Origin of the sequence: Nocardia sp. A7 (genome assembly GCF_046549215.1) — a bacterium.
Lineage (GTDB): Bacteria > Actinomycetota > Actinomycetes > Mycobacteriales > Mycobacteriaceae > Nocardia.
Genome location: NZ_JAJPWE010000004.1, coordinates 538,979 through 561,904 on the forward strand (window position 1 = coordinate 538,979; position 22,926 = coordinate 561,904).

Consider the following 22,926-nt stretch of genomic DNA (forward strand, 5'->3'; position numbering starts at 1 on the left):
TGGAAGATGGTCACCATCATGCCGAAGCGTTATCCCCCCGAGGTTCGTGAGAAGGCCGTTCGGTTGGTCTTGGAGCGCCTCGATGAGTTCGAATCCCCGTATGCCGCCGCCAGGGCGATCGGCCCGTTGGTCGATGTGCACTATGAGACGTTGCGGGTGTGGGTGAAGAAGGCAATGACCGAGGGGTCTCGGCCAGGCAAGGAGTCGGCCGGCGGACTGGCTGCGGCCGAGCGTGAGGAGCTGGCCAAGCTCCGCAAGGAAGTGCGCGATCTCAAGCAGGCCAACGAGATTCTGAAGTTGGCGTCGGCTTTTTTCGCGCGGGAACTCGACCCGCGACACCGTTGATCATCGGTTTCATCGACGAATACCGTCAGGCCTATGGCGTCGAGTCGATCTGTGGTGCGCTCTCGGCGCACGGAATCCAGTTCGCGCCAAGGACTTACCGCAAAGCACGCCGCCGGCCTCCATCTGCCCGCGATATCACCGATGCGTATGTGGAAAACGCCCTGCACGATCTAGTGGGCAGCCCGGAGCAAATGTATGGGCGCCGCAAGATGACCCGCTATCTGCGCCGCCGCGGCCACCAGGTGGCCTTCTGCACCGTCGATCGGATCATGCGCGACCTGGGCATGAACGGCGCCGTCCGTGGCCGCAGACATCGGACCACGATCCCGGACAAGGACGGGATCCGCGCCGGGGACAAGCTCAACAGAGATTTCACTGCCACCGCACCGAACCTGGTGTGGGTCGCCGATTTCACCTACGTCTCGACCTGGACCGGGTGGGCGTATGTGGCATTTGTCTTCGATGCCTACTCCCGCGCGATCGTCGGCTGGACTACCGCCGCCACGAAAACCACAGCGCTGGTATCCAAGGCACTGAACATGGCACTGTGGCGGCGTGATCACTACGGGCATCCCATCGAGCCCGGACTGATCCACCACAGCGATGCCGGATCGCAATACACATCAGTGATGTTCACACAATCGCTTGCACTGCAAGGACTCTCAGCGTCAATAGGTTCGGTTGGCGATGCCTATGACAATGCTCTGGCAGAATCGATCATCGGCCTGTTCAAAACCGAAGTCGTCAACCGACACGGCCCGTTCAAGACCCTGCCCGAGGTCGAGTTCGCGCTCATGGAATGGGTCGACTGGTACAACAACGCCCGCCTCCATTCCCGGCTGGACTACCTGACCCCTGCCGAACACGAGGCCGCGTACTACTCTCAACAACCACTACGCCGACCGGCGCTGGTCTGAATCAGAAGCCGGTCCCTTACCCGTGACGGTTCAGTCCCGGCACTCTCGCGTGAGGTGCCGGTTCCGCCGTACCAAGCGATGGGCTGGTACATATCGGTGGGTGCCGCCTTCTCAAGGCTGAGGCTGCGCGGCTCGGTTTTCCCATCAGCCCAATCCCAGGAGGGGCAGCCGGGGTGTGCAGCGAGTAACCGGCTGTGTACGTCGGCATTCTCCGACATCCAACGGCCGTCCCAATTCTTCCCTGCTGCCCATTCCCGGAGCGCATCTGTCTTGTCGACGGGCACCAAGTAGCCGCGGATCTGCATCCAAACGTTGAGGTTAGGAGCATTCAATGCCGCGATCTCCGGCGGAAGTACTTGCGTCCAGTTGCCGTGCCGAATCAGGGAAAGCCACTCGGCGCCGTCAGGTGCCGTCAGGGCGATGAGATCGAGAGGATCGGGCACGCCGTGGAGATCGTGGGGGTAGTCGTCCGCAACGTCGGTGGGGAACGTTGCGTGGACCGGCATGAACCAAGCGCGTTTTTCGTCGCTGGGGCCTTTGATGCCACCAGGCGTCAGAACGGTCGGATCGATGTCTCTGTAGACGAGTTGCTCAGCATACTCGTACGCGAACGGCTCGGTTTCATCGTTCCATCGTTCCCGGAGATTGTGGTTGTCGGCAATGCAGCCGAGGACCTCATAGAGGCCGATCCACTGATACTTCTTGCCGTATCGCTCGACCGGTCCATCGCGCCGGCCCCGCCGTCGTCCACTCTCAAGTTGCTTGAAATGTTCAGGAGTCCAGCCAAGGGTCACGGCGCGGGTGAAGATGGTTCGCTCTGCGAGTGAACGAAGCTCCTGATGGTCGGACTGGTCGAAGTGCTCCAAGGCGGGCTCGAGGATGTAACGGCCGAAGTCTCCGAGCACTCCGTTCAGGGAGTTCCAGATCGATGAGTACCTGTAATCGGGCGCCTCGGTCATTGATTCGATGGTCTCGACAGGCAGAGCATCCATGGGCCACTCTGCACCGTACGGAGGCAACCAATCCGGTCCACTCCAGCCGCGTTCACGTGCAGCCGCGGACGTACGCCGCAAGTAGTCACGGGTGAGGAGATGGGCGGGCCATCCGTCGGCGACCAGCTCGACGGCAGCATCTGCAATCTGACATACCACCGCGGGGTCAGATGAGCGAAGCGCAATGGCACATATGGCGGCGGCGAGCCGTTCGACGACGTACGGGTCATCGCAACCACGGAACTGCCTGACCGAGGCGGCGAACCCTGCCGGCCCGCGCTCACCAACGCTCACGAGTGCCTTGGTCGCGCGGTCACGAACACACCGGTCCGGGGTGCTCAGCATCCACCCCAAAATAAGCGTCGCCAAGCGGGTGACGTCAGATGGCAGAGGTGAGGTATCACGTGTGGCACTGCGTGGATGCCAGCCCCAGTCGAGCAGCATCCCGACCGCGTTCTCGCTCCCGTATTCGCCCGACCTGATGAGCCATTCCGACCAGGTCCCATCCCGCTCCGGCAATGGCTTTGACAACAGCAGCTCATGGGTCCACTCGGCGTTGACCGCGTGCCCCGGGACACACGCTGCCTGGATGAGCTTCTTCCAGACCCCATCCCTACACTCGTGCCCGAGGAGTTGCTCGACTATGCGAGTAGTCCGGTCGGTCGTATGCTGTGGCGCTCGCATCGCGAGGCTCTCTACGAAGGCGTCTATTACGTCGCCCCCAACACGATTCTCATCGTCCTTAAACAGATCGATGATCTCGATGCCAAGCTTCTCCGGCGCGATGAGTGCGAGTGCTCCTATAGTCCCAGCTTCCTCCCACCGATCATCTCCAAGCGAGGCATACCAGGCGGACACATCAGCGTCAGACTGCTCGGCCAACAGGAGCGCACGCAGAACGTCCCCGAGACGTTGATAGCTGAATACAACATGATTGTTGTACGTGTCCATCAGGACGCCCTCACGTAGGAGGCCGAGCAGGAGGCTCTTGGACCAGGTGCGACCGGGTAGCAGCGATTCAGTGATCTGTTGCGCATCGGTGCGCTCATACGGTCCAGGTCCCAGGGCCGCGAGTTCACCCACAGCCGCCTGCACAAGGTCTGTGGCCTCGTCGTAGTCGCAGCGCGTCGGAGCGGCAAGGCGCTTGTTGACTGCCTCCATGAACGCGTTGCACACGGTGGTCACGCCTGCGGTTCCAAGCGTAAAGCGAGTAACGCCCAGAGTGGTGAGCGCTTCGCAGGCGAGTTTGAGAAACAGCGGGTTGCCATACTCCGGGTTCAGAACCGGGAATGTCAGCCGTTCCAGGTTGTACTCACGTGTGTACCGGTCGATTGCCTCGCTGGTGGCCTCGGCGAATCCGTGATGTTCAACCGTAGGGAATCCGTCCGCGGCCCCGATGACCGGTTTGACGAACTCGGAGCGACAAGAGACGGCGAGCACGACATTAGGGTGCCGCGCGACTGCTCCGGCCAGGACTCGCAGCTCGTCGGCCCACCGTTCGGCGTTCGCGCCTTCGTTGACAGCGTCGAGCATCAACATGGCGAAGTGGCTGGACGCTTCACCGGCGGCGTCGAGCACGGAAAGGACGTCCTCAAGGTTTCCGTCGATCTGGACGAGCTCCCCGATCTGGGGGAGAAGCTTGTTCGAGTCGAAGTCCTGACCGAGCGCGACAAGTGTCGGCAGGCCCGCAGAGATTCGTCGGCTCGCGACGTCGCAGAACAGGTGTGTCTTCCCGACGCCAGCACGGCCGGTCATCAGAAGCCGACCAGCCCCGGCCGCTTCCGTCTCGGGGGACCTCAGCAGCGAGCGCACCTCCCACAACGCTTCGCCAGCCTTCTTCACCGTGCCATAGAGAGATCCAGCCAGATCGTGGTAGTACCGGCCGTCCTTTAGATGGCGCTCTCGGAGCAGCCCGTGAACCACGTCGAGGTGAGTCTCAACCGGACTGAGTTCGTCGCTGATGTCGGGCAGTGGACCTGTAGTTCTGACCGCGGCCAGGAACCCCTGTAGAGCGGCCTCAGTCTTGGCCAAGGCTGAGATGCAGTCCGCGATGCAGGCCTTGAACACGGCCTCGTCGCCTTTAGGTGCGTACCAGCCATCTCCTTGCGCTTTCCGGACGCCGGCTAACGCGGCCTGGACTTTCCGGACGTATCCGTCGGTGCGTCCAAGTCCCTCCAGGGCCTGGACGGGCTCGACCTCGACATGGATGTTGGGGCTGTATCGGCGGCCAGCCTTGGCAACAACGTCATCGAGCCGGTGCTGCAGGCTGTCCGGAGACAGGACCGAAGCGTTGAACCAGTACCGCGTCCGGCCTGCATGCTTGGGCTTCGTCAGCTCGCTGACGAGCTCATGTGCACCCAAGTAGATGAAGTCAACCTTCATACCGCGAGCAACTGCGAGGTCCTCCCACGCCTTTTTCTTCTCGGTCCACTTGGTGTAGGCAGATTTCCTCGGCTTCTCACCCAAGATGTCACCGGCAGGCAGGTCGTACGGCAGCGACACGTAGTACCGCTTCAGAGCCGGCTCACGGTCGAGGACCCGGATAACTGATTCCTGGACCTGAGCGATCTCGTCCTTGTCGAACTTGAACAGGTACTTGGCCTGCCAGGCCCACACATCCCCGTTCGGTAAGGTTCCCTTACCCTCGCGCCCACCGTCGGGATTACCGAACCGAGAGAAGACTGTGTCATCGGGCCACTCGACCAACCCGGCGATGCCTTCACGAATGAGGACCGACGACAGCTCCTCAAACGCGTCAGCTCGGGATGCTGGCGAGCCGTAGGGCCGTATCAAGTGAAAGTCCACGTCAGGCAACGCGACGTTCGCACTCGGTGTCATCTCTGAACTCCAGTCACTTTGGTAAACACCGTCCTCGACACAGAGCCTAAGTAGGGCGACACCGCAGCCTCGACACGGCACACCAACCAACGGGGCTGCCGCACGATCGGGTGACGGTGTCACCTACTGTGCAGCAGTCCCGGATTCCCGTCGCGGTGACGTGCCGGGTCCTGGGCATCGCGCGCCAACCGTATTACCGGTGGCTCGCCGACCCGATCACCACCGCCGACCTTGAGCAAGCATATCGGGCCAACGCCTTGTTCGATGCCCATCGCGACGATCCCGAGTTCGGGTACCGGTTCCTCGCCGACGAGGCTGCTGACGCGGGCCAGCCGATGGCGGCGCGGACCGCGTGGCGGATCTGCTCGGCCAACAAATGGTGGAGCAGTTTCGGCAAGAAGCGCGGAACCAAGGACCGTCGATCTGGTCCACCGGTCCATGACGACCTCGTCGAACGGAAGTTCACCGCTGAGTCGCCGAATCTGTTGTGGCTCACTAATATTTCCGAACATCGCACCAGTGAAGGAAGCTCCATCTTTGCGCGGTCAAGGACGTGTTCTCGAACCGGATCGTGGGCTACTCGATCGACTCGCGGATGAAAGCTGGCCTCGCCGTTGATGCGCTGGGGTCGGCGGTGGCCCGACGCCGCACCGCCGGCGAAGAGGTCGCTGGCTGTGTGGTTCACAGCGACCGCGGATCGCAATTTCGATCTCGAAAATTCTTCCGCGCCTTGGGGAATCACGCGATAGTCGGATCGATGGGCAGGGTCGGTGCGTGTGGCGACAATGCGGCGATGGAATCGTTCTTCGCGTTGTTGCAGCGCAACGTCCTCGACCGCCGGTCCTGGGCGACTCGTGACGAGACAGGCGCTCCAGAGGGACGGGCCTGTGATCGATTTGCGTACAACGTCATTGGGCACCGACCGCAGCCAGTAGATTGAGATTTCATGGTGGATGAGGCTGATGGTAACGCGCTGCTCGCAACCAAGGTTGTGGGCGACCTCGACGGTCACTTCTTCGTGCCCGACTACCAGCGTGGCTACCGTTGGGGCAGGCCGGAGGTGCAGCGTCTCCTGGATGACGTCGAGGCCGCAGGCACTGCGGACTACTTTCTACAGCCGGTTGTGGTCAAGCGGATTGAAGACGGCAAGTGGGAGCTGATCGATGGTCAACAGCGATTGACGACACTGTTCTTGATTATCCAATACATCCATCGCACCGTTCTCCGCGCGGGGCAACCTCGTTACGTTCTGGAGTATCAGACCCGGGCCGCCAGCCAAGTCTATCTCTGTGAGCTGGACTCGGACGACCACGAGAAGAATATCGACTTCTTTCATATATTCCAGGCCTACGAGTGCATTCGAGAGTGGTTCGAGGGGCGGTCCAACCCGTTCCAGGCCGCGATAGACTTCTTCACGGCGACATCGAAATCGCTGAAGATCATCTGGTACGAGGCGCCGGAGCAGATGGACTCGAAGGAGTTGTTCCGCCGCCTCAACGTCGGCCGGATTCCGCTGACCGACGCGGAACTGGTGAAAGCGCACCTGCTCTCACGTTTCCGCAGCACGGACGGTCCGGATCGCGCTCACCAGGTGGCCGCGCAGTGGGACGTCATCGAACGTGATCTGCGGAATCCGGAACTGTGGACATTCGCTACGACACGGTCCCCGCACGTGGCGACACATATTGATCTGCTGCTGGACACCATGGCTGACGCGATCGCCGAGCCAGCATGGGGCCCGCGGCCGCGATTCCATACTTTCGAGACGCTTCGCCCCGGAATCCAGAATTCTGCGAAGGAGGTGTGGGATGAGGTTCAGGACTTGCACTCGCTGCTGGTCGGCTGGTTCGAGGACCGAGATTTCTACCATTGGATCGGATACCTTGTCGCAATCGGCGAGCGGTTCGCCCGGATCGTTTCGTTGGCGAGCGGAAAGTCGAAGCCGGAGTTGGCCGCTGCGCTTGAAGCGCGAATTCGCCAACGGCTCGGACGATCCGAACAGCAGGTTGCAGACCTCACGTATTCGTCGGCCGAGAAGTGCACCGAAGTTCTCCTGCTCATGAATGTGGAATCGATCCGTAGACGAACTTCCTCGTCAGAGCGGTTCTCGTTCAACGAATACGCCTCGGGTTCGTGGTCGTTGGAGCACATCCACGCACAGAACGCCGAGCGGCTGAGAACTGTTGAGCAGTGGACCGAATGGCTCGGCCGACACCGCGACGCGCTCAGATCCGTAGCCATGAACGATCATCTGGACCGTGACGCACTCCTAGACGACATCGCCGCAGTGCTGGCCACGAGCGCTCTGACCGAGAGCAGCTTTCGCACGCTCGAACAACGGGTGATCCGAGCCTTCTCCGACGCTGATCCCGGCACTGACGACGACATGCATTCGATCTCTAACCTCGCCCTGCTCTCGAGCGGCGACAACAGCGCGCTGAGCAATTCGGTCTTCGAGGTCAAGAGGCGGGAGATCATCCGGCGAGACAAAGCCGGTTCCTACATTCCCGCATGCACCCGCGATGCATTTCTGAAGTACTACACCGAAACCGGTCCCCAGCAGCTCCACTTCTGGGGACCTCAGGATCGAGAGGGATACCTGAACGCGATGCTGAACCTTGTAGGACGCTTTCTCGTCCCGTCGGCGACACCATGAGCAGTTTCATCACCTCCTATGCTGCGCTTTTCATCGATACCGGCCACGACGGTACGACAGCGGTCAAGTGGGTCGAGATTCCCCTGATTCAGCGCGATTACGCACAAGGACGCGAAGATTCGGCCACCGCGGAGATACGGGCGGACTTCCTCGACGTACTCTGCGACGCTGTCACCGGGTTCGGTTCGGTCTCCCTCGACTTCGTATACGGCGACATTCGTGACGGGACGCTGCGACCGCTCGACGGGCAGCAGCGACTCACCACTCTGTTCCTGCTGCACTGGTATATAGCATTCCGCACCGAGAGCCTCACCGCTGATCTCGCCTGGACACGATTCAGATATGCCACCCGCCCGAGCGCCGAGTTGTTCTGCGAGAGAATCGTTGCGAACCCTCCGCCTAGTACCGTCACCAACCCCTCAGCCTGGATCATGGAACAATCGTGGTACTTGTACACGTGGCGGCACGATCCGACGATTCAGGCCATGCTGGTGATGATTCACGCGCTCGACGAACGCCTGCACGACATCGATTTTACTTCAGCCTGGGCACGTCTCGTTTCCGAGTCCGCCCCTGCGATCTGCTTCCACGTGCTCCCAATTCAGGAGATGGGTGCCGGTGATGAGCTATACATCAAGATGAATTCGCGAGGCAAGCCGCTGACCCCGTTCGAGAATTTCAAGGCAAGGTTCGAAAAGGCGCTCGAAGGCTCGCACCGTGCAGAGGAATTCGCAGACCGCGTCGACGGTGTGTGGTCCGACGTGCTGTGGCGCTATCGGGGAAGAGACGACATCGTGGACGAGAAGTTCGTCCGCTACTTCAGCTTTGTCACCGAGGTGACTGAGTGGCGCAATGGGAACCTCGGACACGGACGGCTAGAACCGCGAGCTGAACACGTTTTCGGCACCGCGGCACCGAACGCGCCCGACAACCTCGACTTCCTCTTCGGAGCCTTCGATGCCTGGGTCGCCACCGATCCTGAGGAAGTCTTCGCGGACCTGATTACTGTCACACCTGCGAAGGCCGACAGTGTCGTGCGGTTCTTCGGCACCAGGAGGGTCGACCACTTTCGCGAGTGCTGTAACACCTATGAGCTCGGATCCCAACGGAGCTTCAGTCTGTCCGAAACCCTGACGCTTTACGCGGTTCTGTTGCATCGCATCCATGCGTCCAAGGATTTCGCTCGCCGTCTCCGCGTCCTGCGCAACCTCCTCGAGGCATCGACAAACGAGGTGCGTGTCGAGAACATGCCCGCCCTCATCCGAGCGGTCACCTGCCTGGTCACAGTCGAATCCCTTACGGAGGCATTGCAGCACTTGTCGGCGTTCAACGAGGCGCAGATCGATGACGAGCGCGCCAAAGCCGCTTTCCTCGGAACGCATCCCGAGCTGTCCGAGGTCGTGTTCGGGTTGGAGGACCATCGACTCCTGCGCGGCTCGCTGGTCGCATTCGAGCTGGACGCAAAGCGGCTCGCAGACCGTGCCCATTGCTTCGAGGCGCTCATGGGTGACCGCCGCCTGTGGCCGGCGCTGACGGCTGCGCTGTTGGCCACGGGCGACTATTCCAGGACTCGCCAGTCGCGCTCATTTCGATTCGGCTCGCCTGAGGAGGATCGGTGGTGGCGTGAACTACTCACCGGCGCCAAACGATCAACCTTGCGGGGCATCGCAGAGGTCACGGCACGAGTGCTCGACACTCTCTCCGCCAGTGACGAGGGCCTTCCCGATGCCTTGAAACAAATCCGACGATCGTGGCTCAGCGAGCAGGACTCGTACGATTGGCGCTACTATCTCGTCAAATACGCCGTGATGCGGAATGGCAAGTCGGGCATCTACGTCGCCGAGGGCGGACGTATGGGCTTCAGTCTGTGCATGTTGGACAAGACCCAACTCAATAGCTGGTACCGAGACCCGTATCTCGACGCCGTACAGCGGACAGCCGATGTGCGCAACGCTCTTGAGAGCTTCTTGTACACAGGTTACGAGACCAACCCCCGGTGGATGCGACTGCGCATTAGCGGCATAAGAATACGATGCATCCGGGACGGATTCATGTTGGAGCCCCCCACCGACCCTAACCACCGAGAACTCTATCTCACCACGTGCGAGGACTTCGAAATTGGCCAGAACAATCTCCTTGTGATCCCGCAGATTACGCGTGACGGAGTGAAAGTTGACACCAAAGACCGAGTCGAACGTTGCTCGCAGCTGGTCCGCGCGCTAGTGGCCGCGGGTTTGTAGCAGCGGGTTGTTCGATCTTGGTTCGCCGGTTCATCCCCGAGACCCTCGTCGATGCGGGTTCCCGACGGCAAGACACCGCACGGTCAGTGTCCGTCAGTCGGCGCTGTAGCTGGTGTGCGGTGCCATGCGGTATGTATGCGTTCGTCGGAGATGTCGGCGCCGGAGTGCAACAGGTGGTCGGCACGTGCGTGGCAGGCGGCCATTCTCGGTCGACGACACCCCCGAGCGCCATTGGTGGCAATTGGTGCGCGCAGTACGACCGGCCAGGTTGTCTGTGTGGCCAGCTATCGATAGCCGCGATCAGTTCGCTTCTACGGCTATCGGTCTCGGCGGCTCTGGCGGGTTGTTCGCGGCGATCGTGGTGGAGTTCTGCCAGTGTGCGTGCCGAGCGGAGCATCGGGTGATCGTCGGGCGGCTCGCTGCGGCGGCGACGAACGTCGCCAGCAGTTCGTGCCAATCAGGCAGCCGCGTATGCGCCGGGCGCGTGCTCAGGCCGGAACAACGTCCGCACCTTCATATATCGACAGGTGGATGGCGGCCAGTACGCGCGAGCGCTGCGGTAGGCGCAGTCGTCCTGGTGTGGGTTCGCAGGACCAATGCCAGCCGAACTGATCGTCGGAGCGGGGCAGCATGACACGGGTTCCAGGCTGCGGAACAGTGATGCCCTGAAGTTCCAATTGGCGCTGAATTAGTTGGGGCACAGTGTGATACGGAATCGTCGGTGCAGTCAGGAAGGTGCAGTAGTGGTTGCGGGGGTCGACGATGGCGGGTGTGGCCTGTGGGAGATGGGCGAGCCGGGCGCGGACCTGTTCGCTCAGACCGCTGGGTACGACGATCGCTTCCACGATGTGTCCGGTGGTCAGATACAGCCGATCGGCGAACAGTTCTACGGGTAGCCCATAGCGCGCCCGGAGCAGATGGGCGGATTCATGAGGGGAACAACATGATTCGAACACAGGGACCTCCGGGCTGCGGGTGGAGTGCACTCGGCGACGAAGGCGCGCGGCATCGCGTGGTCGATGCACGGCCTGGAGACGAGCTCGGATCGGATACGCGACGCCGAGTAAGGGGGTGTGGATGTCTATTTGGCGGGCGCGGAAATCATTGTGCGCCTTGACCTTCGATGTTGTGGTGACGCGCAGATGGCGTTCCGATGTCCGACTGTAAACCTGTCGTGTCCGACTCGAGACACCTGTGGTGAGACGGCTCACCGTCGAGATGGTCGGCCTTGTCCGCCGTGTTCCCGGCAGCGCGGTCGCACGACCGGCTGCCCGACATCACTGACGCATCGCTACAAGCGGAGCGTCCGACGCACGGTGCATCCAGACGCGCGTCGCAGGTTCGTCCCCTCGGCAGGACACGCAAAACATGGGCAACTGTAGAACGCCTGGTCATCGCGGGTTCGTATTCGATCTGATACTCACGCACCGCCGGTTCGGGTCGGTTCCTGTACCCGTCTTCGACGTACCCACGGCGGGGCACGTCGAAGACGGGACGCGTAGCCTGGGGATCTGCTCTGGGCGACTGGTGATTGAAGCGAAACCTCAGCATGACATGCACGGCAGCATCGAAGGTGTCGGGTGGCGGGAGCAGGTCCTTGGTGCCGGGGACCTTGAACTCGGACCGCACGGGATATCCGGTCTGACTGCCAGTGCTTCGGCGTCGATAAACCGAGTGCCGTTGGGGGAGGCGAGAACACACGGTCCCCTCCATCGGCTTGCGCGACGACCTCCCCGGCCCCACCGAGGTCGCGTACCGGAGCTGCCCGAGCGGGTGACGGGGGACTCGGGCACAGTGTTGCCATGGGTTCGTCGGTCGCTGATTCTCTCACTGTCGCCACATTCAATGTGAACGGAATCCGCGCGGCACGTCGTCGTGGATTCGATCAGTGGTTGCGGGCGCGGTCGGTCGATGTGCTCGCGTTGCAGGAGTTGCGTTGTCCCGCATCTGATGTGGGCACCTTCCCGGGCTATTCGGCGGCGGTGGACGTGGGTTCCGTGGCCGGTCGTAACGGTGTGGCCGTACTGACGAGGGTTTCCGCCGCTGCCGTGCGGACGTGGGTGACCCACCCACCCAGGGCCCGCGGACTCAGTGAGTTCGCAGCACAGGGACGCTATATCGAGGTCGACCTGGCCGACCGACCGGTGACGGTTGCCTGTCTCTATCTCCCCAAGGGTGGTCTGCCCTCGCATCTCCAGCGCCCGGGATCTATGCGCGAACAGCCCGACGGTGGGGTCAAGTACGAACGCAAGCAGAGGTTCCTCGCGGCGTTCGCCCGCGAAGTGCACCGAAACCGGCTCGCTGCGCTGAGTGCGGGACGCGAGTTCGTCCTCACCGGCGATCTGAACATCGCGCACACCCGGCACGATGTGACCAACTGGCGTGCCGCCCGCACGATGGACGGCTTTTTGCCCGCCGACCGTGAGTGGTTCAGTTCGATTCTGGGCAAGCGCCGGCTCGTCGACGTGGCGCGACAGGTGCACGGCGATCGCCCGGGTCCACTCACCTGGTGGAGTTGGGCGGGGCAATCGTTCGCCAAGGATGTGGGTTGGCGAGTGGACCACCAACTCGCGACACCCGGCCTCGCCCGCCTCGCGAAGTCTGTCGTCGTCGACAAGGAACCGTCACCCGCCGAGCGCCTCTCCGATCATGCGCCCCTCGTAGTGACCTACTCGGCGATGCCCGACTGAGAAGTTCTGGTGCCCTCGGCGGGACACACAAACACGGGCAACTCTAAAACGCCTGGTCATCGTAGATTCTTATCCGAGGACCCGCTGGCACCGACACCGCGCCGCTCTCGCGTGCTCCACGAACTCGACCGGTTGCGCCGCGTCCTGGCCGACCACGACGACAAGGACAGCCCCGATGCCTGACCCCGAGGCCGAACGAGCGGCGATCAGCGCCGCGATGGGCCGCCTGCTCAACGGAACACCGCAGCGCTCGACCGGCGCGCTGTCGATGCTGCAACTAGCCAACGAGGCCGGGGTCAAGCGCTGGCTGTTGACCCACAAGCACACCGACCTCGCCGAGGAATTCCGGCGCCGAGCCCGCCACGCCGATGGCGTGCCGCCCGCGTTCTCCGGGATGGAACGTCGGCTGCGCGACCTCGAACAGGCCAACATCGCACTGCGCAAACAGAATTCACAGCTGTGTACCCAAGTCGGCACCTATGCCGGGGTCGTCCGCGAACTACACAACGCCCTGCGCCGACTCAATACTGACTCGACGCGAGTTCCACTCACGATGGTGTCGGCGGATCCCGCTCGGTCAAGGCTTCGCCGGGCACCACTGCGTGACCGGTAACTGGCCGTGCCCATTGGCCGTGACCAGGACAAACGACACCAGGCCGATCCACCCGCCATCGGCGCTGCGCGCCCAAGCCAATAGTTCTCCCGACACTGTGGTCATCAGATTCAGGCCACCGATCTTGACCCGCATCGGGATCTGATCGCGCCGGAAGGCCGCGCTGTGAGTGGGCATCGCCACCGAGATCGACGAGCACTTTGCGAGGTCGGTCGAAATCGCGCCGCATCGACGGCGTGAACTCTTCTTCCCAGCCTTCGAACATAGTTTCGATTGTAGGGCTACTCGATTGCCTCGCTGTAGCGGCCGCCGAACTATGGCTGACCACCATATCTGTCGCCTGATCAGTACATCTGTCGCCGAGATCGCGCGGTATGCGGCGGAAGGGATGTTCCTTGTCGGCGACCGAGCGGTGGTCTGCGTCACTGCGTCCGCGCGGTTCAGCTAGAGAGACCCCCAGAGCGCTAACTCCATCGCCAAAGTTCGCTGCGTTGGCTACCTTCACCTGCATGATCTATCCAGGCGGGGATTCGGCGGCGCGAGTGGCGCAGCTGGCGAACATCGCGCACAAAGACTGGATGCAGGACTGGCCTATTGAGGTATCCGATCCGGCACGGCTCGATGAATTCGTTTGTCTGCTGCTTGCGAACAAGGCCGACTGGGAGCTGAGCTTCTGGTTGCTGGATCTGGTCCTCGAGTCGGCCGAGGACGATCTGGTCATCCCGCCGACTCGTGACGATCTGCCGGAACGAACCGAGCAGTTGGTCGATGCTCTGGTTGCGGTGTGGGCAGCAACGCAAGCACCGGGAATCGCGCAGAGGCTCGAGTACTGGGCGTGCATGGAGGCATCCGCTCCCGATGAAATGTTCTTTGTGAGCCCGCTTGTACGGGAAGCACGTCGCCGGATCGGTCACAGCACTAGATGAAGCAGCGACGCCTTCCTTGAACGCTCAGCTCCGCGCGGTGTGCGGCAATGCAGGACGTTCAGTCACACAACGACAATGCCGTCCTCGAGATAGCCGACGCCACCTCCCCGACGGACTGAGCGCGCGGCAGCCACACGGCGAGCCAGCACCGCGGGCAGACGCTCAGAGGCCTCCGCCTCATCGCACCACGCCCAACTACGAAGCTCTTCTACCTGCAAGGCTATTGCCTCTGTCTGATCCGCTCCGAGCTGCCCACCGTCATAAAGGAACATCACCCCGTCGCTGGGATACAAACCCGGCGGAACCCAATCCACCACCAACAACCGACCCATCGACACAGTCAGGCCGAGCTCCTCATCGATCTCCCGAACTACCGCGTCCAGGGGCGACTCATTGGCTTCGACGACGCCTCCTGGTATCTCCCAGTAGTCCTTGTAGGTCGGCTCAACCAGCAACACGCGCTCGCGCTCATCGACGAACAACGCGCCTGCCCCCATCCGCTTACGCGGCAGTCTGGCAACGTCTTCGATCCGTTCAGACTCCATGAGGCACAACACTATCCAGCTCAACTACCGGACACCGTGCCCAGCATGGACCGCGCGCTGGCGCAGTTGCGTGCTCAGCAGTATCCGGTGCTCGATGCCGACGCCGCGCGGCTCTCGCCGTTCATCCGCACCCACATCGGCATCGACGGCCACTACAGCTTCCACCTGCCCGACTTCGATGGAACGCATCGGCCGCTGCGCGATCCGGACACTCCCGAAGACGACTGACCGGGCCGATATTGCGTCGCAGCCCGCGAATCACTCTGGGTAGCCCGCGGTTTCGGCTGATCATCACCGTCCGGTACCAACAGAAGCGAGCATCGCATGGACATCGAACCTGAAATCCGCACCGTGACCGGAGTTGTGCGCGGCAGATGGGAAGACCCTGTCGCGGTGTTCCGGGGCATCCGCTACGCCGAACCACCGGTCGGCGCGAGACGATTCGCCGCCCCAGTTCCTGCACAGCGGTGGGACGGCATCCGGGACACACGCCGGTTCGGTCCACCCGTTCCCCAACCCGGCAACACCGGTTCGGTGATGTCGTCGGTGTCCGGCAGCACCGACGACGGATCGGAGGACTGCTTGACCCTCAACGTGTGGTCACCCGACCTCGGTGCCGCGAAACTGCCGGTGATGGTGTGGATCCAGGGCGGCACCTATCTGGAGAACAACACCGCCAACCCGCACCTGGACGCCGCGACACTCGCCAGGGCGGGTGTAGTGGTGGTCAGCATGAACTATCGCGTCGGTGTCGACGGTTTCGCCCGCATCACCGGCGCCCCCGACAACCGCGGCATCCTCGACCAGATCGCCGCATTGGGCTGGGTCCAGGACAACATCGCCGCCTTCGGCGGCGACCCCTCCAACGTCACCGTCTTCGGCCAATCCGCCGGCGGGGCATCCATCGCCGCCCTGCTCGTCATGCCGAGCGCGGCTGGGCTGTTCCGACGCGCGATCAGCCAGTCCATGCCCGGCACCTACTTCACCCCACGGCTCGCCGCCGCGATCTCGGCCACGATCGCCGCCGATCTCGGCGTCCAAGCCACGATCGCCGACTTCAGCCAGCTGCCACCGCGTGCCCTGACCGACGCGACCACTGCGGTGATCGCGAAGATGCCCGAGTTCGTCGATATCTGGGGGCCGATGACGTTCACGCCCACCCCGTTCTCGCCCATCGTCGACGGCGAGGTCCTGCCGAGCGCACCGTGGAGCGCGGTCGCCGACGGCGCCGCGCGTGGGGTGGACCTGCTCATCGGACACACCCGAGACGAGTTCCGGCTCTACACCTCCCGGACCGGCAGCGAACCGACCCCAGCACACACGACCGCGGCATTCCACCACCTCGCACCGAACGCGGACGGTGACAGGCTCTACCGCACCGCCTACCCACACGCCACCCCCAGCCATCGACTCGAAGTACTCCACACCGACTGGCTGTTCCGGATGCCGAGCCTGCACCTGGCCGACGCCGCCCACGCCGGCGGTGGACCCGTGTGGCTTTACGATCTGGCCTGGAGCTTCAATTCCGAACAGGGCGCCTCGCACAGCCTGGACGTGCTGCTGCTGTTCGGCACCCTCAGCCCCGCCGAGGTCCGCGCCCACCGGGCTGCCCATCCGAACGCCGCGAGCGAAATCGACCAGGTCGGCCAGTACATGCGTGCCGACTGGGTGAACTTCGCTACCACCGGTAACCCAGGCTGGGCACCCTACGATCCGCGAGCACGAACCACGCGCGTCTACAACGCTGAACCGATCACCCAGCCCTACCCCGAAGAAGCTTCGCGGCGTACCTGGTCAGCCCACCGATTCGACACCCTGGACCTCACACACTGAACAACCAGCAAAGCAACAAATTCCGACCTGCGCGGTCATCCTCGCCGCCGGGCCGCCGGGTTGTTGCCAGCAAGGAAGCTGCGCAGCCGAATTCGGCGCTACGACCGCGACGATCCCCATGTTTAGGCGCAACCAGCTAGCCGCGCGTCAGTTCGACGATCCGCCGCGTGAGCTGTTCTGCCCAAAGAAGAAGCCTAGGATCAGTAGGAACCCGCTCGCCACGATCTCTGGGACATCGGTGTGGATGAACATCGCGACGATGAGTGAAATTGCCAGGAGGATCAGTAGTACAGCGCCGACCAACACGGCGGCTGGCTCGCGCTCCAGCATCGCCTTACGGACTTCCCAACGCTGCTTCATGATGTTGAGGCGTTTGATCTCACCGACGCCGATTTCGTCTTGTGCCTGAACCTTCGCGGCCAACTCCGCTTGCTGTTGTGAGATTCGCTCGACCATCTCGGACAGTTCTCGTCGAATGTCGGGATCAACGACCTTTTCCTCGACGGCGTCCTTGATTTCCTCCATCTGCTCCTGACGTTGGAGGGAGGCGATACGTCGCACCATCGAAGTCCGCAGCTGCTTCATGTAGCGAACTGCGTCCGAGACCGGGACATCCTCAAGGTGAGGTGCTGGGCGTGACAAACGCACGCCGGGACCAGAGCTGTCGAGCTCGCTGGCGAGGTCGCCGATGAGTTCGTCGAGCTTGGCGACCGAATCCTGCAGCAAGGCAACGGTGCTGGTATCCGAAAGTTCTGAAATCCCGGCATTCATCAACATCCTGTCGATGGATGCTCTGTATCTCGGTTCGATTGCTCGGAGTCGCTGAACGAATCTTCGTTCTTCGGGTTGCAGCAAGCTGCCTGCGCTCGAGCTGGATTCGTCGAATCCCTCAGAATTGCCTGACATCAGGTCCTCCCTAGCTGCGGTTGCCTGGTCGACAGCCTACGACGACTGCGGGCTGGTAGATCGGCTCGCGCAACCACCAGCCCACGTCGCCAGCACCAGCACCAGCACCAGCAGAATCGGCTTCGCCAGCCATATCAGGCCCGCCACAACGAGTTCGGCCACAGCAACCACCTCGTACTGGGATCGGTAGCCCCAGTGACGTCAAATTTGGGTCGTCGAGCGGGCCATCGGCCTCCCGTATCCAGCAACGACGACCTGTGTGCGATCGAGGGCGTATAACGAGGCGGTGACGAACCCCAATAACCCTGAGGCTCTGCGCTTCTTGGAAGACTGGCTGCAACCGGCCATAGAAGAGGCCGACACCATCGCTTCCCGCGGTGGCATCTCCCTCGGTATCCCCACCGGCTTCAACGAACTCGATGAACTTACCAACGGTCTACAAATGGGAACCCTGACGGTGGTGGGCGCTCATCCCGGGGTCGGCGCCAGCACTCTGGTGCTCGACATCGCACGGTCATGCGCCGTGAAGCACGGAATGGAGACGCTGTTCCTGACACTGGAAACCCAGCCGATGAGCGTGGTCAAGCGGCTGCTCAGCGCCGAAGCAAAGATCAGAATAGCCGACCTTCACTCAGGCAGGATGTCCGACGACGACTGGACCAAACTGGCCAGACGCATGTCGGAGATCTCAGAGGCGCCACTGATCGTGGATCGACCGACCGATCGCGACATCAGCGCCATTGTCGAGCTGATCACCGAGGTGGCCGAACGCAGCGAAACCGACGCAGCGCGCACCGGACTCCGTCTCGTCGTCATCGATTCGTTGCAACTGCTGACTGCCCGAACAGATCTGCCTTACGAGAACCGCGAGCGTGAGGTTTCCGAGGTGGTTCGCCGACTGAAGGCGCTGGCACACGATCTTGAGATCGCGGTCGTGGTGACAAGCCAACTGTCCTCCAACCCCGGCCCACGCCAACTGCCGCGTCTCCCCGCGCTGGCCGATCTGCGTGACTCGGGAACGATCGCGCATGTCGCCGACACAGTCGTGTTGCTTCATCGCCCTGATGCATGGGAACGAGACGATCCGCGCGGCGGCGAAGCCGACGTCATCGTCGCCAAACATCGCCAGGGCCCGACCGCGACGATCACCGTCGCACACCAGATGCACCTGAGCCGGTTTGTGGACATGGCCCGCGGGGCTGCTGCAGGGTAGCTGACAGTGTCACCTACCCTGCAGCAGCCCCGAGGCTCTAGAAGAGCGGAAGTTGGTCATGATCGTGATCGCTGTAGTACGAACTGCTTGTACGCGACGATCGTGGTCCTGTGGGTCGATCGGTGTGTTCGTCAGGGCTGCACGGCGAGACGTCGTCGAGCTTGGTGGTCGGTGACAGGATGAGCCCACAGGCGAGGCAGGGCACGGTCCGTCGTGCACGGGGGAGTTGAAGCCGCGGCGCGTCTCTGTACTCGAACGAATGTCCGGCAGCCATGAAAGCGTTTTGTAGTCGAAGCCATGCCGATTGAGATCGTGCTGCCGAATCCACTGGAGGCGGCGGTGACACCGATTGCGTCGGAGTAGAAGAGGTGTGGGGTGTGGACGCTGCGATCATTGGGAATGATGTCGGAGGCCGGGTTGGTTTCGGTTGAGGATGCTGCACGCGGGCCATACGTTCATGCTCATGTTGTAGCTCTAGTGCCAACGCCCGCTCCAACGCAACGGGATTCGAGATGCCGTGAGAGGTGAGGTCGAGTTCGTCGAGCGGAAGCACATGTGGCACGAGCTCGTCCCCGATGCAAGGTGGAAGGTGTCGGACGCGGTGGACAACGTCGTCCTCGGGTGCTGCCTGGCTGGGGGTAGATGTGTGTGGCTTGGCGACCATCAAGCTGAGGGATCTGCGGTCGGGATCCATCGTCCACAACTGTTGGGCGCCGTCCGCGGCGGCGAGCGCTGCCCAATGTGGCGGGAAGTCTGGGTGCCAAATCCACAGGTCGGTGATGCCGTTGTCGCGGTAGTCGTTGTGTCGCCGTAGCCATTCCTGATCGGTCAACGGGGAGGCCTGGACCTCCAGGGCGAGTTGTTGTCCGTCGTCGAACACGATGCGCACATCTGCGCGGCGTTGATGGTTGGGCAGCCATGCTTCGTTGCGAACATCGATGACGCGCGGTTGCTGCCGTGCCCACTCCGCGAGAACGGCCTTGCTGGTCAGGTGCCACACCGATTCCACGCTGTGCCGCCCGCTGGGCGGGCCCGACCCGGCGGGGTGAGCGAAGTGCGGTCGCCGGGATCCGCCGAGTCTGCTCCGGACGATGAGCGGCACCAGTTCGTTCTTTTCGGCGTAGCACAGCGCGCATACCAAGGTCTGATCTCCGCTGTAGCCCATGCTGCGAAGCTCAGGCACGCGCGGATCACGGGAGTTGTCAGGTGCGCGAACGTATGTCCCCTGTGTGACATCGAGCGCGACTGTAAGCAGTTGGGTGGAGCCCATGACGGAGAACCTCTTGTCGAACGGCGGAGGGTCTTCCGGCGGGCGCAGGAAGACCTGATGGGCTGCGCGGTTCGCAAGTGGTAATAAAGAAGGTTCTTTGGCTACGTCATGGGGGCTTTCATGCCCGGATGTCTTATGTCTTTAGCTCAGGATGTGTGATTTGACTTAGGTTCGCAGCTGACCATCGAGGCTAGAGCCTCGATGGTGGGAGTGTCAATGAGGGCAAGGGCAGGTGACTTACCTTGCATTGCAGCGCATTCCGTGTCCACCTTCATCTGTCCGATCTGCGGATGGTGGTGGCTGCGCATTGCATCCACCGGCGCAGCCATTCGACGTGCCTCCCGCTCGGCTAGCGTTGGCGACGTCGGCGTTTGGCCAACGGAGGCATCCAGTACTCGGGCGGCTGTGGAGCACTGCCATGAATGTCGGTGTCTTCAGGGCCTCGTGGCGCCCAGCAGTCGGGATAAGGCATGTCGGCGATCGCGGCCTGGCCGGATAGGAACAAGTCCGTGGGTGGCCGGTCGTAGGTGACGTGGTTCAGCAGCAGCGGGAAGTTTCCAGCGCTGGTGGGCAGCGATTTCAAGTCCCGGGTGCGGCTGATTACCTGGCAGTGATCTGTGAATTGGAACACCGCTGCTGGCTGAGCGGTTCCCAGCCAGACGATCCGATCCCCCGGCATGGCACGCTCTTTGCCGTTGATCAGCGCGTTGGGGAATGTCGCCGCCCGGTCGAGGTAGGGCACCGGGTCGGTCCAGCTGTTGTCCGGATCGTCGTCACCTAAGCTGAGGACATGGGCGCCGTCGTCGGTGCCCATCAGCTCGAGGCTGTCGCCATCGGAGTGAGCCTGCCAGTAATCGGCGATCTCGGGGCGGTTGTACAGCACGGCCCGAAAGTCTGGATAGTGCACATGCAAGAACAACTGACCTGCTTCAGTCGCCAGCGCAATTCGATCACCTGCGCCTACCATGTGCTCGTGTCCTGAACTCGCCCAGCGGGCCTGGCCGGCTACTTCACTCGCCGCTGCCCGAACGGCGTCGACGGCCTGATCAACGGGAACTTCGAAGAACTCTCGACGAGGTAGCCGTTGCGCCGCCAGGAGGCTGTGTGCGGTGTCTTCGACGTCTTTCGGGTGAGATGTCGTCAGGCCGAACTCAACGTCGAACGCTACGGGGACGCCGGTGGTGAACAGCTCTCGGGCGCGGTCTCCGATCAGCCGGTCCGTCTTGCCGATCTTGACCAGCCCCGGCATCCTTGAATTGGTTAGTACGTACACGAAACCGGTTGTGAGACTAGCCATCCTGATCCCCCACTCGTGTTATCGACCCTCCGGGCTCGGATGTTAGTTGATCGCATTGTGTGTGGTGGACCGACTTCTGGTCTACGGTCAATGCTCGCAGTCGGAGTGCATCGGCGGGCTGTACGTAGTCGTCTGCAAGAGAGCGATCAACTGGTCAGTCCTCGCTCTGGTTGCGCAGATTTCGCAGCGCGATGGTCAGCTCGGTAAGGCGATCTGTCACCTCCTGGAGGACTTGCGCGTACCCCGCGGCGGACTCTGCCCCGATCCCGACCGCTTTCATGGCTTCCTTTACCCGCACGTCGAACTTTGCGTTCCGCTTGTACGGCTGGCCGAGTTCGACCAGCACGGCCTTCGCCGTCGCCTCGATCAGGTTCTTCGCCTTGCCGATGACCGCGCTGGGATCGCCGCTACTGTCCGAGGCATGTTGGCGCAGGATCACTCTCGGCGCCAACCCCGCCGAATCAGCCGCTCGACCCCATCAGTGACCATGGGTAGGCCAGGTGCTCCGGGGTCTTCGAAGATCGACCAGTTGACGTGAATATCCAATTCAATGCACGCATAGTGAATCCCGTTGTCGGAGCACTCCTCGTAGGTGCGGCGCACGGCCCGCAAGACGATCGGACTCCAGGTGCCGCCGAACGGCATATCCGTACACGCACCATCTGGCCTGCGACGCAGCGGCACCTCGAGCCCCAGGATTTTGTTGTCCAGGTCGTCGAGCACCAGCGGATCCGCACCCGACGGCACCACCTCGGCCGGGAGCCGCACCCGGGTGTGGTGAATAGCGAGCACAGACCATCCGGGCCATTGGTTGCCGGTCAGCTCGCACGGCTCCGCGAGCAGCGTGTCGACCAGGTCGAGCATCATGGTTTCGTCCAGTCCGACATCGTGGCGCACTGTCACGTCCTCCGCGGATTCCGCGGGTCCGACGTTGATCTACGCGCCGAACGATTCGTCCATGATGCGTTTGTCGACCACGAATTCCAGCGGCTCGACAAGGCCTTCGCAGAAATCGACGACGGCGGACACCGCGTGCCGTGCGAGTAGGCGCTCCCGCTCGACCGGAGTCTGTCCGGGCACGGCTGCCCACGCGAAGTCCCGGACCAGCCCAGTAACGAACCCGTCGGTGTAGATGTAGTGCTCGGCCTGCCCGCGATCTCTCACCGCACGAGTGCGCCCGACGGCTCCGGCATCCGCCCGAACTCGACGGATCAACACCTTGACCGGTGAACATCGCCAGCTCACCCAAGCACACCAGCACGCCCGCGCCGCCGCACGCGCAGCCAACGATCTCAAATCCGATACATGGGGGAAACCCATGCGAAAAGCCATGTTTGCTGTTGCGACCGCCGCCATCGGCGCTGCCGTCATGCTCGTTTCTGCGGGTCCGGCTCAGGCGGACAACTCCATCATTTGTGTGAAAGGCGGAGGGCACGTCGTCCTCCGGACGACCTTCTATCCAAGGGTCACCAGCGGGGTGTGTCAGGGTGGCAAGTACGACGGCCAGGTTCTGTGGAGGCATTACACTTACTAGGCCAGTCATCGGAGGGACCGGGGGCGCCAACCAGCTGGTAGCCGTCCCAGCATGACTTTCTCTCGGTACGACCGGCTGGACCTCGGTCTTGAGGTGGCCTGTGGGGTTTCG

The 22,926-nt window shown here is 62.4% G+C and carries 19 protein-coding genes, 1 pseudogene and 1 other annotated feature; of the genes and pseudogenes, 10 read left to right on the forward strand and 10 right to left on the reverse strand.

Going from position 1 to position 22,926, the window contains the following annotated elements; genetic code table 11:
• Positions 1 to 18 precede the first annotated feature (18 nt).
• Positions 19 to 1,262 (forward strand): IS3 family transposase gene (locus ACLJPD_RS24425; RefSeq protein WP_410875108.1). Its coding sequence is split into 2 segments (ribosomal slippage): positions 19 to 313 and positions 313 to 1,262, totalling 1,245 coding nucleotides; the frame shifts between segments, so codons are not numbered across the junction.
• Positions 306 to 434, forward strand: a sequence feature (AL1L pseudoknot). (Overlaps the previous gene by 129 nt.)
• Here the strand turns inward: ACLJPD_RS24425 and ACLJPD_RS24430 are convergent.
• Positions 1,229 to 5,092 carry an NACHT domain-containing protein gene (locus ACLJPD_RS24430; protein WP_410875109.1) on the reverse strand — a complete coding sequence of 1,288 codons (3,864 nt, stop codon included), beginning with the start codon at positions 5,090 to 5,092 and terminating at the stop codon, positions 1,229 to 1,231. The genes ACLJPD_RS24425 and ACLJPD_RS24430 overlap by 34 nt on opposite strands.
• Positions 5,093 to 5,235: 143 nt before the next feature.
• Between ACLJPD_RS24430 and ACLJPD_RS24435 the strand changes: the two are divergent.
• From ACLJPD_RS24435 to ACLJPD_RS24445, 3 genes and pseudogenes are all read left to right on the forward strand, one after another.
• Positions 5,236 to 5,954 (forward strand): annotated as a pseudogene (locus ACLJPD_RS24435) (IS3 family transposase); the annotation flags it as partial.
• An 84-nt stretch (positions 5,955 to 6,038) separates the two neighbouring features.
• Positions 6,039 to 7,748 carry a DUF262 domain-containing protein gene (locus tag ACLJPD_RS24440; protein ID WP_410875110.1) on the forward strand — a complete coding sequence of 570 codons (1,710 nt, stop codon included), beginning with the start codon at positions 6,039 to 6,041 and terminating at the stop codon, positions 7,746 to 7,748.
• Positions 7,745 to 9,988, forward strand: coding sequence for a DUF262 domain-containing protein (locus ACLJPD_RS24445; RefSeq protein WP_410875111.1), 2,244 nt, complete (start codon positions 7,745 to 7,747; stop codon positions 9,986 to 9,988). The genes ACLJPD_RS24440 and ACLJPD_RS24445 overlap by 4 nt, the downstream gene beginning before the upstream one ends.
• A 488-nt stretch (positions 9,989 to 10,476) precedes the next feature.
• Here the strand turns inward: ACLJPD_RS24445 and ACLJPD_RS24450 are convergent, their stop codons facing one another.
• The gene (locus tag ACLJPD_RS24450) at positions 10,477 to 10,944 is read right to left on the reverse strand and encodes a hypothetical protein (protein ID WP_410875112.1); all 468 of its coding nucleotides are present in this window, start codon (positions 10,942 to 10,944) and stop codon (positions 10,477 to 10,479) included.
• Between the two features lie 846 nt (positions 10,945 to 11,790).
• Here ACLJPD_RS24450 and ACLJPD_RS24455 point away from each other — a divergent pair.
• The 3 genes from ACLJPD_RS24455 (at position 11,791) to ACLJPD_RS24465 (ending at position 14,217) form a co-directional block, all read left to right on the forward strand.
• Positions 11,791 to 12,678: an exodeoxyribonuclease III gene (locus tag ACLJPD_RS24455; protein WP_410875113.1), complete on the forward strand. Its 888-nt coding sequence runs from the start codon at positions 11,791 to 11,793 to the stop codon at positions 12,676 to 12,678.
• 175 nt (positions 12,679 to 12,853) lie between these two features.
• On the forward strand, positions 12,854 to 13,291 hold the full coding sequence (locus ACLJPD_RS24460) for a hypothetical protein (RefSeq protein ID WP_410875114.1): 438 nt from the start codon (positions 12,854 to 12,856) through the stop codon (positions 13,289 to 13,291).
• 509 nt (positions 13,292 to 13,800) lie between these two features.
• Positions 13,801 to 14,217: a hypothetical protein gene (locus ACLJPD_RS24465; RefSeq protein WP_410875115.1), complete on the forward strand. Its 417-nt coding sequence runs from the start codon at positions 13,801 to 13,803 to the stop codon at positions 14,215 to 14,217.
• Positions 14,218 to 14,279: 62 nt separating this feature from the next.
• Here ACLJPD_RS24465 and ACLJPD_RS24470 read toward each other — a convergent pair whose 3' ends face one another.
• On the reverse strand, positions 14,280 to 14,762 hold the full coding sequence (locus tag ACLJPD_RS24470) for an NUDIX domain-containing protein (RefSeq protein WP_410875116.1): 483 nt from the start codon (positions 14,760 to 14,762) through the stop codon (positions 14,280 to 14,282).
• A 45-nt stretch (positions 14,763 to 14,807) separates the two neighbouring features.
• Between ACLJPD_RS24470 and ACLJPD_RS24475 the strand changes: the two genes are divergently transcribed.
• The gene (locus ACLJPD_RS24475) at positions 14,808 to 14,990 is read left to right on the forward strand and encodes a hypothetical protein (RefSeq protein WP_410875117.1); all 183 of its coding nucleotides are present in this window, start codon (positions 14,808 to 14,810) and stop codon (positions 14,988 to 14,990) included.
• Between the two features lie 96 nt (positions 14,991 to 15,086).
• Positions 15,087 to 16,595, forward strand: coding sequence for a carboxylesterase/lipase family protein (locus tag ACLJPD_RS24480; RefSeq protein WP_410875118.1), 1,509 nt, complete (start codon positions 15,087 to 15,089; stop codon positions 16,593 to 16,595).
• A gap of 147 nt (positions 16,596 to 16,742) precedes the next feature.
• On the opposite strand, the gene ACLJPD_RS24485 is transcribed toward ACLJPD_RS24480, so the two are convergent.
• Complete coding sequence (locus ACLJPD_RS24485) at positions 16,743 to 17,366, reverse strand: hypothetical protein (protein WP_410875119.1); 624 nt, start codon at positions 17,364 to 17,366, stop codon at positions 16,743 to 16,745.
• 171 nt (positions 17,367 to 17,537) lie between these two features.
• The gene (locus ACLJPD_RS24490; protein ID WP_410875120.1) at positions 17,538 to 17,663 is read right to left on the reverse strand and encodes a hypothetical protein; all 126 of its coding nucleotides are present in this window, start codon (positions 17,661 to 17,663) and stop codon (positions 17,538 to 17,540) included.
• Between the two features lie 124 nt (positions 17,664 to 17,787).
• Here ACLJPD_RS24490 and ACLJPD_RS24495 point away from each other — a divergent pair, with 124 nt between their 5' ends.
• Complete coding sequence (locus ACLJPD_RS24495) at positions 17,788 to 18,714, forward strand: DnaB-like helicase C-terminal domain-containing protein (protein ID WP_410875121.1); 927 nt, start codon at positions 17,788 to 17,790, stop codon at positions 18,712 to 18,714.
• 37 nt (positions 18,715 to 18,751) lie between these two features.
• On the opposite strand, the gene ACLJPD_RS24500 is transcribed toward ACLJPD_RS24495, so the two are convergent.
• The 5 genes from ACLJPD_RS24500 to ACLJPD_RS24520 all read right to left on the reverse strand — a co-directional run bounded on the left by ACLJPD_RS24500 (position 18,752) and on the right by ACLJPD_RS24520 (position 22,445).
• Positions 18,752 to 19,984, reverse strand: a complete 1,233-nt coding sequence (locus tag ACLJPD_RS24500) for a competence protein CoiA family protein (RefSeq protein ID WP_410875122.1) — start codon at positions 19,982 to 19,984, stop codon at positions 18,752 to 18,754.
• 349 nt (positions 19,985 to 20,333) lie between these two features.
• Positions 20,334 to 21,281: a GIY-YIG nuclease family protein gene (locus tag ACLJPD_RS24505; protein ID WP_410875123.1), complete on the reverse strand. Its 948-nt coding sequence runs from the start codon at positions 21,279 to 21,281 to the stop codon at positions 20,334 to 20,336.
• A 154-nt stretch (positions 21,282 to 21,435) separates the two neighbouring features.
• Positions 21,436 to 21,720, reverse strand: coding sequence for a hypothetical protein (locus tag ACLJPD_RS24510; RefSeq protein ID WP_410875124.1), 285 nt, complete (start codon positions 21,718 to 21,720; stop codon positions 21,436 to 21,438).
• A complete protein-coding gene (locus ACLJPD_RS24515; RefSeq protein ID WP_410875125.1) occupies positions 21,717 to 22,178 on the reverse strand; it encodes a hypothetical protein in 462 nt (153 codons plus the stop codon). The genes ACLJPD_RS24510 and ACLJPD_RS24515 overlap by 4 nt, the downstream gene beginning before the upstream one ends.
• A 39-nt stretch (positions 22,179 to 22,217) precedes the next feature.
• Entirely contained in the window at positions 22,218 to 22,445 is a 228-nt protein-coding gene (locus tag ACLJPD_RS24520) for a hypothetical protein (RefSeq protein WP_410875126.1), read from the reverse strand.
• Positions 22,446 to 22,926: the final 481 nt, after the last annotated feature.